This is a genomic window from Streptomyces sp. NPDC054975 (genome assembly GCF_053609105.1).
The window spans coordinates 1-12,680 of record NZ_JBSGWV010000015.1; the positions used below are offsets into that span (position 1 = coordinate 1).

15 protein-coding genes and 1 tRNA gene are annotated in these 12,680 nt (G+C 68.9%); 12 read left to right on the top strand and 4 right to left on the bottom strand.

From position 1 onward, the window contains the following. Positions 1-62 precede the first annotated feature (62 nt). The 12 genes from ACWF79_RS16290 (at position 63) to ACWF79_RS16345 (ending at position 6,721) form a co-directional block, all read left to right on the top strand. Positions 63-392: an SCO3933 family regulatory protein gene (locus ACWF79_RS16290; protein WP_453728759.1), complete on the top strand. Its 330-nt coding sequence runs from the start codon at positions 63-65 to the stop codon at positions 390-392. Between the two features lie 2 nt (positions 393-394). Next, positions 395-1,756 carry an FtsK/SpoIIIE domain-containing protein gene (locus ACWF79_RS16295; RefSeq protein WP_453728760.1) on the top strand — a complete coding sequence of 454 codons (1,362 nt, stop codon included), beginning with the start codon at positions 395-397 and terminating at the stop codon, positions 1,754-1,756. Positions 1,757-1,842: 86 nt separating this feature from the next. Beyond that, positions 1,843-2,007 (top strand): hypothetical protein, encoded by a 165-nt coding sequence (locus ACWF79_RS16300; protein ID WP_453728761.1) that lies wholly within the window; start codon positions 1,843-1,845, stop codon positions 2,005-2,007. 74 nt (positions 2,008-2,081) lie between these two features. Then, positions 2,082-2,771, top strand: coding sequence for a DUF2637 domain-containing protein (locus tag ACWF79_RS16305; RefSeq protein ID WP_453728762.1), 690 nt, complete (start codon positions 2,082-2,084; stop codon positions 2,769-2,771). Positions 2,772-2,784: 13 nt separating this feature from the next. Then, the gene (locus ACWF79_RS16310; RefSeq protein WP_453728763.1) at positions 2,785-2,976 is read left to right on the top strand and encodes a mobile element transfer protein; all 192 of its coding nucleotides are present in this window, start codon (positions 2,785-2,787) and stop codon (positions 2,974-2,976) included. 18 nt (positions 2,977-2,994) lie between these two features. Continuing rightward, positions 2,995-3,153, top strand: a complete 159-nt coding sequence (locus ACWF79_RS16315) for a hypothetical protein (RefSeq protein ID WP_453728764.1) — start codon at positions 2,995-2,997, stop codon at positions 3,151-3,153. Positions 3,154-3,164: 11 nt separating this feature from the next. Further along, entirely contained in the window at positions 3,165-3,509 is a 345-nt protein-coding gene (locus tag ACWF79_RS16320; RefSeq protein WP_453728765.1) for a SpdD-like protein, read from the top strand. Positions 3,510-3,603: 94 nt separating this feature from the next. Next, on the top strand, positions 3,604-3,786 hold the full coding sequence (locus ACWF79_RS16325; protein WP_453728766.1) for a hypothetical protein: 183 nt from the start codon (positions 3,604-3,606) through the stop codon (positions 3,784-3,786). Positions 3,787-3,792: 6 nt separating this feature from the next. Beyond that, positions 3,793-3,978, top strand: a complete 186-nt coding sequence (locus ACWF79_RS16330; RefSeq protein WP_453728767.1) for a hypothetical protein — start codon at positions 3,793-3,795, stop codon at positions 3,976-3,978. A gap of 4 nt (positions 3,979-3,982) precedes the next feature. Continuing rightward, positions 3,983-5,386, top strand: coding sequence for a replication initiator protein RepSA (gene repSA / locus ACWF79_RS16335; RefSeq protein ID WP_453728768.1), 1,404 nt, complete (start codon positions 3,983-3,985; stop codon positions 5,384-5,386). Then, complete coding sequence (locus ACWF79_RS16340) at positions 5,379-5,564, top strand: helix-turn-helix domain-containing protein (protein ID WP_453728769.1); 186 nt, start codon at positions 5,379-5,381, stop codon at positions 5,562-5,564. Before repSA ends, ACWF79_RS16340 begins: the two co-directional genes overlap by 8 nt. After that, positions 5,564-6,721, top strand: coding sequence for a tyrosine-type recombinase/integrase (locus ACWF79_RS16345; protein WP_453728770.1), 1,158 nt, complete (start codon positions 5,564-5,566; stop codon positions 6,719-6,721). Before ACWF79_RS16340 ends, ACWF79_RS16345 begins: the two co-directional genes overlap by 1 nt. A gap of 55 nt (positions 6,722-6,776) precedes the next feature. On the opposite strand, the gene ACWF79_RS16350 is transcribed toward ACWF79_RS16345, so the two are convergent. The 4 genes from ACWF79_RS16350 to gyrB form a co-directional block, all read right to left on the bottom strand. After that, positions 6,777-6,853, bottom strand: a tRNA-Ile gene (locus ACWF79_RS16350). A 120-nt stretch (positions 6,854-6,973) separates the two neighbouring features. Then, complete coding sequence (locus ACWF79_RS16355; protein WP_453728771.1) at positions 6,974-7,615, bottom strand: DUF3566 domain-containing protein; 642 nt, start codon at positions 7,613-7,615, stop codon at positions 6,974-6,976. A gap of 105 nt (positions 7,616-7,720) precedes the next feature. Beyond that, the gene (gene gyrA / locus ACWF79_RS16360) at positions 7,721-10,339 is read right to left on the bottom strand and encodes a DNA gyrase subunit A (RefSeq protein ID WP_453728772.1); all 2,619 of its coding nucleotides are present in this window, start codon (positions 10,337-10,339) and stop codon (positions 7,721-7,723) included. A gap of 41 nt (positions 10,340-10,380) precedes the next feature. Beyond that, entirely contained in the window at positions 10,381-12,429 is a 2,049-nt protein-coding gene (gyrB, locus tag ACWF79_RS16365) for a DNA topoisomerase (ATP-hydrolyzing) subunit B (protein WP_453728773.1), read from the bottom strand. Between the last annotated feature and the right edge of the window lie 251 nt (positions 12,430-12,680).

Consider the following 12,680-nt stretch of genomic DNA (forward strand, 5'->3'; position numbering starts at 1 on the left):
GACCAACCGGGTTAGCCAAGTTGGTCATCTGGTCTCTACTGGCATCTCTGAGGGAGAAACTCATGCCGTCGTTCAAGGTGGACACGTCGACCGCCGTGGTGTTCGTGGCCACGGCCCCCGTCCCGAAGCTCGTGAGCAAGCAGACCGGTGAGCGCGCGGTGGACCGGGACACCGGCGCGGGTCTGTCCACGGTGGGCCTGCTGATCTCGGACGAGGGGGAGGGCAACCTCTACCAGGTGACCGTCCCGGAGACGGGCCTTCCCGATGGGCTGGCGCCGGGCATGCCGGTTTCCGTGATCGGGCTCAAGGCGCGGGACTGGGAGAACAACTTCAACGGGCAGGCCAGGCACGGCATCTCGTTCCGCGCGGTCGCCCTCACGGTCGGCGCCTGACCATGAACGGGACCGCCTTAACGGTCACGCTGGCCCTGGTCGCCACGGTCGCGCTGCTGCTGCGGTGGCAGCGTCCGGCCTGGTACTGGATGACCTTCGGCATCCTCATCGCCGTGGTGCGGGTCCTCGCCCGATACGCGTCGGTCATGGACGCGTGCGGGCTGACCGTCCCGCCGTCCCGTTTCCGTCTGGCGGTCGCCCGGATGGCGAACCGGCCTGTCCCGGATCCCCGGGCGCCGAGGATTCTCCGGCTGCGGCCGACGCGGACCGGTCTGGTTCTGCGGGTGAAGCTCCGGCCCGGTCAGGACGCGTTCGACTTCTCCGCCGCCTCGGACCGGTTGCGGCACTCGTTCGTCATGCAGAACGTCACTGCTCGGGAGATCCGCTCGGGTGTGGTCGAGCTGCGGATGACCGGCTACGACGTCCTCAAGCGCGTCCAGATGCCTGCTGCGGCTGCTGGTGGGGGGATGCGGGTTCCGGTCGCCATGCGGGAAGACGGAGAGGTCTACTACCGCGACTACCGCCAGAGCCCGCACGCGCTGAACGTCGGCGCCACCCAGTCCGGCAAGTCCGTCTATCAGCGCAACCTCGTCGCCGGTCTCGCCAGGCAGGATGTCGCGCTGGTCGGGATCGACTGCAAACAGGGTGTGGAACTCGCACCGCTTGCCCGCCGGTTCACCGCTCTGGCCGACAACCCCGACACCGCTGCCGAGCTGCTCGACGCTCTCGTTGAGCACATGGCCGACGTCTACCAGCTCATCCGGCGAGAGCAGCGGCTGAGTGCCGACGTGCCGGACGCGGAGATCACCGCCGACATCTGGGACCTGCCCGATCACCTGCGCCCGACCCCGATCGTGCTCGTGGTCGATGAGGTCGCTGAACTCGCTCTGTTCGCGACGAAGGAGGAGGAGAAGCGCCGGGACCGGATCATCACAGCCCTGGTCCGGCTCGCTCAGCTCGGCCGCGCCGCTGGGATCTATCTGGAGATCTGCGGTCAGCGTTTCGGCTCGGAGCTCGGCAAGGGGATCACGATGCTTCGTGCCCAGCTCACCGGCCGTACTGCCCACCGTGTCAATGACGAGACGTCGGCGAACATGGCCTTCGGCGACATCTCCCCGGACGCGGTCCTGGCCACGGTCCAGATCCGCACCGACCGGCCCGGCACCGCCGTTGCCGGGGAATCCTCCGGCGGCTGGGTCCGCATCCGCACCCCGCACCTCACACTCCGGCGGGCTGTGAACATCGCGAACTCCCAGGCCCACCGCACTCCGCAGATCCCGGCCCTGGACGACTTCCGGCCGGTCCTGCCGAGCCTGGTCAAGGTCCCGGCCCCGGCGGTCGAAACCGCCCCTGCCCCGGCCTGACACACCCCCGCACACCCGGTTGGCGTGACCGCCTCGCGCCAGGGCCCTACCCCTGCCATGCCTGAACCCGGAATGAGGCACCCGCCATGGCCACTCGCCAGAAGCCCGCGCCGAAGAAGTGCCCGGACTGCAAGGGCACCGGAGAGACCACCGAAACCGTCCAGGTCGGCTCCCGCAAGCGCCGCGACACCGAGCACCGGCAGGCCGCTCTCTGCCTGTCCTGCTTCGGCACCGGCCAAGCCGCCACCTGACCCGCCGGGATAGGGCGGCCGACCACCCCTGCCCCGCCCCGTCCCGGCCCCAACTCCAGGAAGGAGGAACCCCCGTGAAGCGCTCGCCGATCCGCGTGGACGCCGTCCTCGTACAGGCCGTGATCGCCGGGGCCCTGTCCTTCGCCCACCTCCACGACCTCGCCGCCGCCGCCGGACAGACCGGCTGGAAAGCCTGGGCCTACCCCGTCTCCGTCGACCTGCTGCTGGTCGCCGCCTGGCGTCGACTGCGGACCCTCCGGGCTGCTGGCGCCTCTGCTCGCTCGGCCTGGACCTGGTTCACCGTCGCACTCGCCGCGTCGCTGGGAGCGAACGTGGCCACCGCCGGACTCCTCGACCTAGGCGACGTCCCCGACTGGCTTCGCATCCTCGTCGCCGGATGGCCCGCCCTCGCGTTCCTCGGCGGCACCCTCCTCGTCCACACCCCGCCCGAACAGCCGACCACCACCGCAGACACCGCCGAGCCCGAGCCCGTCGAGGCGGTCATCGAGCGAGACGAAACGGCCGAACTGGAGCCCGAGCCCGCTCCCACGCCCGCTCTTCCCGCCATCGAGCCGGAGGCGACACCCCAGCCGAGCCCCGCGCCCCTGCCGGTTGCTGTGCCACCGGCCCTGGTCGCCCACGCCCAGAAGCTCGCCGACGACCACCACACCCGTACTGGCACCCACATCGACACCGACACCCTGCGCGCCCGCCTGGGTGTCCCGCCCGTGATGGCCGACGCCATCGCCGCCCAACTCACCTGAAGGACAACGCCTCATGCCCGCGCGCGATCACTTCCACTCCGTGATGCGGATCGGCCCCGTGCAGATCGGCACCCACCGCGACCGCCACGGACGCACCAAGCACACCGCCGCCTGCACCGCTGATGACTGCGGCTGGTCCGCCGACTACTCGGGCCAGTCCGCCGCCCAGCTCGCCGCCCGCACCCACCGCTGCAACCCCCGCTGACCGAAGGAGAACCGCGTCATGGACGTCCCGCTCTGGCTCGCCCTGATCGTCGTCGGCGCCCTCGGCATCAAGCTCATCCGCCCGCCCTGGTGGCTCGTCGCCGTGATCCTCCTCGGCGGCTACCTCCTCGCCGACAGCTTCCTCGCCTCCGCCATCGACACCGCGATCACCAAGTAGGGAGACCCGCCATGCTCCGACCCCGCATCCCCGTCAACCCGCTCCCCACCGGCCACGTCACCCCGCTCACTCAGCCGACCACCACGACCGGCATGGAGCCCCAGATCACACAGCCCGTGCCCTGCGGTCACGACCATGTCCCGGCGCCCGTCCCGGCTGCGCCCCGCGTCCAGGTCCCGGCCGTTCGCCTCACCCCGGCTGGCCTCATCACGGTCGTCGCGGGTGGCGCCGGACTCGTGCTGGTCGTCGGCACCGTCCTGGTCTCGATGCTCCTCGCCGTTGCCGTCAGCGCCGCCTCGGTCGCCGTGTGCGCCGTCGTCCTGCGCTCGCTCCTCAACGGCCAGCACAAGCGCTGAACGGCCCCCGGGGCGGCCTCGGTCGCCAAACTTCCGCCGCCCCGGATGCCTGCACCCATTCCAGATCCAACGGACCCGAAAGGGAGACCTCATCATGCCCGAGACCACCCAGGCCCCGCGCATCTGCCGGGACTGCGACGGCTTCGCCACCGCCACCATCACCACCGGCCTCCAGACCGCCCACGGCATGCGCCACACGGTCCGCGTCCACTGCACCACCTGCCAGGGAACCGGCCACACCAACACCGTCGCCATCCTCGTCCGCGCCGGGATGTGACCGGCCGTGGCTGACCTCACCCCGACCCCGGACCGCCCCGGCCTGCACATCAGCAAGCCGTCCCCACACGAGCCCGCCACCGCCTCCGCCGTCTGCCACTGCGGCACGACCGCCTCCGCCAAGGGAGACGCACAGGTCGGTGCACTCGTCGCCGGATGGAACGCCAACCACGGCACCGCCCATGGGAAGTGATCACGTGACCGACACCGCCACCCAGGCGGGCCTGGACCCGGCCACCCTGAGCGATCTGCTTCGGGTGGCCGGGGCCCCCGGCTTCGACCGCCTCAACGAGCAGATCCGCCGCACCGGGGGATGCGCCTCGCCGATTCGGCTCTCCGGCGGTACCAAGCTCCTCGACCCGGCCACTCGGACCGTGCTCCACGCGTACACCACCGACACCGAGCCCGGTGGCGTGCTGCGGGTCGCCTGCGGCAACCGGCGGGCCTCCCGCTGCCCCGCCTGCGCCTGGACCTACGCGGGCGACACCTACCACCTGATCCGCGCCGGACTTGTCGGTGCCCCGGACAAGGGCACCCCCGACACGATCCGCGATCACCCCCGCGTCTTCGCCACCTTGACCGCTCCGTCCTTCGGCCCGGTCCACAACCGCCCCGGGGCCCGGCCCTGCCGCTGCGGCGTCCGGCACTCCGAGGACGCGCCCGAACTCGGCACCCCGCTCGACCCGTCCTCGTACGACTACGCGACCGCCGTGCTGTGGAACAACCACGCCTCCGAACTGTGGCGCTACTTCACGATCTACCTCCGCCGCGAGATCGCCCGCCGCGCGGGCCTCACCCAGAAAGCCGCCCGCGAGCAGTCCCGCGTCTCCTTCGGCAAGGTCGCCGAGTACCAGAAGCGCGGCGCCGTGCACTTCCACGCCGTCATCCGCTTCGACGGCCCGGATGGACCCGACACGCCGCCCCCGGCCTGGGCCACCCTCGACCTGCTGACCGACGCTATCCGAGCCGCTGCCGCCCGCGTCCGCGTCGTCGTCCCCGCAAACGAAGACCACGGCTTCATCAACGACTGGGTGCTCCGCTGGGGCAAGCAGATCGACGTCCAGCCCATCGGCGCATTCGGCAACGGCGAGGACCTCACCGAACAAGCAGTCGCCGCCTACGTCGCCAAGTACGCCACCAAGGCCGCCGAAACCACCGGCACCGTCGACCACCCGGTCGGCAACAAGGAAGCCCTCGTCCTCCTCGGCATCCCCGACCACCCCCGGCGCCTCATGGAGGCCTGCATGGACCTGGATGCGGCCTACCCGGACCGGCGCCTTCGGGCCTGGGCCCACATGCTCGGCTTCCGGGGCCACTTCTCCACCAAGTCCCGCCGCTACTCCACCACCCTCGGCGCCTTACGCCAGGTCCGCGCCGACTACCGCGCCGCCCAACAACGCGCCTCCCTCGGCCTGCCCGAACCCGACGAACACCCCGAAGCCACCGTTCTCGTCGTCTCCCACTGGGCCTACGCGGGCCACGGCTCCACCCCTGGTGAATCCTGGCTCGCCGCCAACGTCCACCGGGACCTCCAGCACAACCGCGAACACGCCCGCGAGTACCGGGCCCAAGCCGACGACACAGGGGGCTGGGATGACTGACGAGTTGCTGACCGTCCCGGAAGTCATGGCTCGGCTCAAGGTCGGCCGTACGACCGTCTACGACCTGATCCGCACGCACCGTCTGCCCTCGCTGACCATCGGTCGAAGCCGTCGGGTCCCGGCTGAGGGACTGCGGACGTACCTCGCTTCACGACTTCAGTACGAGGAGGCTGCCTGATGGCCAAGCGTCGCCCCAACGGCGGGGGAACGATCACCAAGCGGAAGGATGGCCGCTACCAGGGCGCCGCCTACGTCACCAACACGGACGGCCACCGCGTCCGGAAGTTCGTCTACGGCGGCACGTACGACGAAGCCGCGGAAAAGCTCGGCAAGTTGCAGGACCAGGAGCGCAACGGCGTCCCCGTGCCCTCCCGCTCTTGGAGCCTTGGCGAGTGGCTGGCCTACTGGCTTGAGCACATCGTGGAGCCGGAGCGCGAGCACAACACTTACGCCAAGTACGAGTCCAAGGTCCGGCTCTATCTGCTGCCTCACCTCGGCAAGAAGCCGTTGGTCAAGCTCACGCCCGCCCAGATCCGTACGTTCATGGCCGCGCTGAAGCGTGAGAAGGTCGGCGCTGCGACCCGCTTCGAGGTGCTGCGAATCCTCCGGAACGCGCTCAACCGGGCCATGCGTGAGGAGCTGCTGACGCGGAACGTCGCGCTGCTCGTGGACATGCCCAAGGTCAGCAAGGACAAGGCCAAGCCGTGGAACGCTCGCGAGGCCATCACCTTCTTGCGGTCGGCTCGGGCCCACCGCTTCTACGCGGCCGGTGTCCTGGTCCTTGTGCTCGGCCTCCGGCGGAGTGAGGTGCTGGGCCTTCGCTGGCAGGACATCGACTTCGAGAATCGCCAGTTCACACCGGTCAAGCAGGTGCAGCGGGAGAAGCGCGTGGGCCTGGTCCTGAAGGACCTCAAGACGGAGTCGTCGCAGGCCGTGCTTCCCCTTCCTGAGTTCTGCGCTCGCGCCCTGGAGGAGCGCCGGGAGCTGCAAGAGCTGGAGCGGAAGATCGTGGGTGACGACTGGGCTCAGGCGCCGGACCATGACGTGATCTTCTCCTCCGAGCGTGGCGGCCTGACCGATCCGGTGGGCTTCTCCCGGACCTTCGACCGCCTGGTGACTCGGGCCGGTGTCCGCCGGATCACGGTCCGCCTTGCCCGGCACACCTGTGGCACCCTGCTCGCCTTCCTGAAGGTTCACCCCAAGGTCGCTCAGGCGATCCTGCGGCACAGTCAGATCAGCATGACGATGGATGTCTATACACACGTTGTGGGTGACGGTGAGCGGGAAGCCGTGTCCATGCTCGCCGAGCTTCTGGAAGACCCGCTGATCGGCTGATGTCAGCCGTAGATGTCAAAGACCCCCAGCCATGATCGGCTAGGGGTCTTCGTGCTGGTGGGGCTAACAGGATTTGAACCTGTGGCCTCATCCTTATCAGGGATGCGCTCTAACCAACTGAGCTATAGCCCCGCCGCGCTCTGCGGTGTGTGTCCCGCGCGCTGACTCCTGAAGATTAGCGCACGTGGGGGCCAGTCCCAAAATCGCCCGGGCCCGGAGGCCTGAGGAGCACAGCGGGCGGCCCCCCGCAGGTCACTCGTCCTCAGCCAGCGTGAGCTCCACACCGCCCACGAATCCGGCCGACAGGTTGTAGATGAACGCGCCCAGGGTCGCCAGCGCGGTCATGAGCACCACGTCGATCACGGCGATCACCGAGGTGAACATCAGCACACGGGGCAGCGACAGGAACGACTGGAGATCGAAGCCGTTGGACTCGTTGGAGCCCGTCGCCTCGCTGATCGTGCCGCCGACGGTCGAGAAGACGCCCATGGCGTCCATGACCATCCACAGCACCGACGCCGCCACGACCGTACAGACGCCCAGCGCGATGGAGAGCAGGAAGCTGACCTTCATCACCGACCACGGGTCGGCCTTGGCCACCCGCAGCCGCGCCTTGCGCGTACGGGGAGTGGTGCGCGCCCCGGTGCGCGGCAGGCGCATGGCACCCGCGTTCTGACCGCCTACGCCGCCGACCATGCCGCCTGCCACCCCGCCTCCCGTGCCGCCTGCCCCACCTGTCGTCGTACCGCCGCCTGAGCCGGTGCCCGGCGCCTGCGCGCCGTACGCCTGCGGCGGGTGGTACGGCCCGCTCGGCTGCTGCGCGCCCGCGCGCTCGCCGGGCAGCGGCCCGTTGTACGTCTCGTACGAGGGCTTGGGCCCTCGGGTGTCCGTCACCGCAACCCCCTGGGAGTCCGTGGCGGAACCACGGGCACCGTTCGCTCCAGCCCCAGCAGAAGCTCCGGCTTCCGCCGAACCGGCGCCCGTGGCTCCACTCACGCTCTACTCCTCGTGCTCCCCGGCCGAGGACTCGTTGCCCTCGGCTGCCTCGGCCTCGGCCGCGGTCGCGACCTCGACGCCCTCGCCGATCTCGGCCTCGGCACCGGCCTCGACGACCTCTTCGGCCTCGCTGCCCGCCTCGGCGTTGCGCGCGATACCGACGACGGCATCCCGCTTGCCCAGGTTGATCAGCTGGACGCCCATGGTGTCACGGCCGGTCTCCCTGACTTCGTTGACTCGCGTACGAATCACACCGCCCGACAGCGTGATGGCGAGGATCTCGTCCGTCTCCTCGACCACCAGCGCCCCCACGAGCGAACCACGGTCCTCCACGATCTTGGCGGCCTTGATACCGAGGCCACCACGACCCTGGACGCGGTACTCGTCGACGTTGGTCCGCTTCGCGTACCCACCGTCGGTGGCGGTGAAGACGAACGTACCCGGCCGGACGACATTCATCGAGAGCAGCTCGTCGCCCTCGCGGAAACTCATCCCCTTGACGCCGGAGGTGGCTCGTCCCATCGGGCGCAGCGCCTCGTCCGTCGCGGTGAACCGGATCGACTGCGCCTTCTTGCTGATGAGCAGCAGGTCGTCCTCCGCCGAGACCAGCTCGGCGCCGATCAGCTCGTCGTCGCCACCGGCCTCGGTCTCCCGCAGGTTGATCGCGATGACACCGCCCGAGCGCGGCGAGTCGTAGTCCTTCAGCGCGGTCTTCTTCACCAGGCCGGCCTTCGTGGCGAGCACCAGGTACGGCGCGGCCTCGTAGTCGCGGATCGCGAGGATCTCGGCGATCTGCTCGTCCGGCTGGAAGGCCAGCAGGTTGGCGACGTGCTGGCCGCGCGCGTCCCGGCCGGCGTCCGGAAGCTCGTACGCCTTCGCCCGGTACACCCGGCCCTTGTTGGTGAAGAAGAGGAGCCAGTGGTGGGTCGTGGAGACGAAGAAGTGGTCGACGATGTCGTCCTGCTTCAGCTTCGTGCCGCGCACGCCCTTGCCGCCGCGCTTCTGCGAGCGGTAGTCCTCGGTCTTCGTCCGCTTCACATAGCCGCCACGCGTGATGGTGACGACGATGTCCTCCTCGGCGATCAGGTCCTCGATGGACATGTCACCGTCGAAGGGCACCAGCTTGGAGCGGCGGTCGTCGCCGAACTTCTCGACGAGCAGCGCCAGCTCCTCGCTGACGATCTGCCGCTGCCGCTCCTCGGAGGCGAGGATCGCGTTGTACTCGTTGATCTTCGCCTGGAGTTCGTCGTGCTCGGCGACGATCTTCTGGCGCTCCAGGGCGGCGAGCCGGCGCAGCTGCATCTCGAGGATGGCGTTGGCCTGGATCTCGTCGATCTGCAGCAGGCCCATCAGGCCCTCGCGCGCGACCTCGACCGTGTCGCTGCGCCGGATGAGCGCGATGACCTCGTCGATCGCGTCCAGCGCCTTGAGCAGACCGCGCAGGATGTGGGCGCGCTCCTCGGCCTTGCGCAGCCGGAAGCGGGTCCGGCGCACGATGACCTCGATCTGGTGCGTCACCCAGTGGCGGATGAACGCGTCCAGCGAGAGCGTGCGCGGCACACCGTCGACGAGCGCCAGCATGTTGGCGCCGAAGTTCGTCTGGAGGTCGGTGTGCTTGTACAGGTTGTTCAGGACGACCTTGGCGACGGCGTCGCGCTTGAGCACGATGACCAGGCGCTGGCCGGTACGGGACGAGGTCTCGTCGCGGACGTCGGCGATGCCGCCGATCTTGCCGTCCTTCACCAGGTCGGCGATCTTCTGCGCGAGGTTGTCCGGGTTGGTCTGGTACGGAAGCTCCGTGACCACCAGGCACTGGCGGTTCTGGATCTCCTCGACCTCGACGACCGCGCGCATCGTGATGGAGCCACGCCCGGTGCGGTACGCCTCCTCGATGCCCTTGCGGCCCACGACCAGCGCGCCGGTCGGGAAGTCCGGGCCCTTGATCCGCTCGATGAGCGCGTCGAGGAGCTCCTCGTGCGTGGCCTCGGGGTGCTCCAGCGCCCACTGGGCGCCGGCCGCGACCTCGCGCAGGTTGTGCGGCGGGATGTTGGTCGCCATACCGACCGCGATGCCGGCCGAGCCGTTGACCAGCAGGTTCGGGAAGCGCGCCGGCAGGACCGTCGGCTCCTGGTTCCGGCCGTCGTAGTTGTCCTGGAAGTCGACGGTCTCCTCGTCGATGTCCCGGAGCATCTCCATGGCCAGCGGCATCATCTTGCACTCGGTGTACCGCATGGCGGCGGCCGGGTCGTTGCCCGGGGAACCGAAGTTGCCGTTGGAGTCCACCAGCGGCAGCCGCATCGACCACGGCTGGGCCAGGCGGACCAGGGCGTCGTAGATCGAGGAGTCGCCGTGCGGGTGGTACGTACCCATGACGTCGCCGACCACGCGGGCGCACTTGTAGAAGCCCTTCTCGGGCCGGTAGCCGCCGTCGTACATCGCGTACAGCACGCGACGGTGGACGGGCTTGAGGCCGTCACGCACGTCGGGCAGCGCACGCGACACGATGACGGACATCGCGTAGTCGAGGTACGAGCGCTGCATCTCGGTCTCGAGCCCGACGGGCTCGATCCGCAGCACCGGCTCTTCTTCTTCGGTCGTCACAGGGGGGTTCTCGTCGGCCATTGCTGGTCGTCAGTCCTTTCGTACGGTCAGCTGAGACCGACTCAGATGTCGAGGAAGCGAACGTCCTTGGCGTTGCGCTGGATGAAGGAGCGCCGGGCCTCGACGTCCTCACCCATCAGCACCGAGAACAGGTCGTCCGCCTGGGCGGCGTCGTCCAGGGTCACCTGGCCGAGGACACGGTGGTCCACGTCCATGGTGGTGACGCGCAGCTCCTCGGCGTTCATCTCGCCCAGACCCTTGAAGCGCTGGATCGAGTCTTCCTTGATCCGCTTGCCGTTCTGCTTGCCCAGCTCGACCAGCGCGTCGCGCTCACGGTCCGAGTACGCGTACTCGAAGTCGTCCCGGCCCCACTTGATCTTGTAGAGCGGCGGGCGCGAGAGGTAGACGTGACCGGCCTCGACCAGCGGACGCATGAAGCGGAAGAGGAAGGTCAGCAGCAGGGTGTTGATGTGCTGACCGTCGACGTCGGCGTCCGCCATCAGAATGATCTTGTGATAGCGGAGCTTCTCGATGTCGAAGTCCTCGTGGACTCCGGTGCCGAAGGCCGAGATCAGCGCCTGGACCTCGGTGTTCTGCAGGATCTTGTCGATCCGGGCCTTCTCGACGTTCAGGATCTTGCCGCGGATCGGCAGGATGGCCTGGTACATCGGGTTACGGCCGGACTTGGCCGAGCCACCGGCGGAGTCACCCTCGACGATGAAGATCTCGCACTTGGTGGGGTCGTTCGACTGGCAGTCGCTCAGCTTGCCCGGCAGGGAGGCCGACTCGAGCAGACCCTTGCGGCGGGTCAGGTCACGCGCCTTGCGGGCCGCCACGCGCGCGGTGGCCGCCTGGATCGACTTACGGATGATGTCCGCGGCCTCGACGGGGTTGCGGTCGAACCAGTCGTTGAGGTGCTCGTGGACGATCTTCTGGACGAAGGTCTTGGCCTCCGTGTTGCCCAGCTTCGTCTTCGTCTGACCCTCGAACTGCGGCTCACCCAGCTTGACGGAGATGATCGCCGTCAGACCCTCGCGGATGTCCTCACCGGTGAGGTTGTCGTCCTTCTCGCGCAGCAGCTTCTTCTCGCGCGCGTACCGGTTCACCAGACCCGTCAGCGCGGCGCGGAAGCCCTCTTCGTGCGTACCGCCCTCATGCGTGTGGATCGTGTTGGCGAAGGAGTACACACCCTCGCTGTACTGCGAGTTCCACTGCATCGCGATCTCGACCGAGAGCATCCGCTCCTTGTCCTCGGCCTCGACGTCGATGACGGTCGGGTGGATCAGCTCGCCCTTGCGCGAGTTGAGGTACTTCACGAAGTCGACGATGCCGCCCTCGTAGTGGTACTTCACCGTGCGCGCGGCCGGCTCGGCGGCGGCCTCGGCGTCCGGGTCGTCGGCACCGACGGTGGCCTTCGCGGACTCGCGCTCGTCGGTGAGCGTGATGGTGAGGCCCTTGTTGAGGAAGGCCATCTCCTGGAAACGGCGCGAGAGCGTCTCGAAGGAGTACTCGGTCGTCTCGAAGATGTCCGGGTCGGACCAGAACGTGACCGAGGTGCCGGTCTCGTCGGTCTCCTCGTGCTGGGCGAGGGGCGCGGTCGGGGCACCCAGCTTGTAGTCCTGCGTCCAGCGGTAACCGTCGGTCTTGATCTCCACCGAGACCTTGGTGGACAGGGCGTTGACGACGGAGACGCCGACGCCGTGCAGACCGCCGGAGACCGCGTAGCCGCCGCCGCCGAACTTGCCGCCCGCGTGGAGGACCGTCAGCACGACCTCGACGGCCGGCTTGCCCTCGGAGGGGACGATGCCGACGGGGATACCGCGCCCGTTGTCGACGACGCGCACGCCGCCGTCGGCCAGGATCGTCACGTCGATGGTGTCCGCGTGGCCGGCCAGGGCCTCGTCGACCGAGTTGTCGACGACCTCCTGCACCATGTGGTGCAGTCCCCGTTCACCGGTCGAGCCGATGTACATGCCGGGTCGCTTGCGGACCGCGTCCAGACCCTCGAGGACGGTGATCGCGCTGGCGTCGTACGACGCAGCGTTGGCGGACGGAGTGATCTCGTTGGGGTTGCCGGAATCGGCCACGAAGCGCCCTTTCTGGCACAGCACAGGCCGTTCTCCGGGCATACGGGAGCGGCTGCGTCGTTCGACTTGTTCCGCGGGGTGGCGGGATTACCCACCAGTCTACCGGTAGCGCCGACACGAATGGGGGTTTGCCGGTACCTGAGTCCGCATGTGCCGCCCTGAGCGGGCGCGAGACGACTCCCCATATCCGGGGAGGGGCTCCAGAAGCCTCTGACGGCCACCCAGCGCTTCGAGCAGTCACAGCCGGTGGCCCACCCACCAGCCTCCGCCGTGGG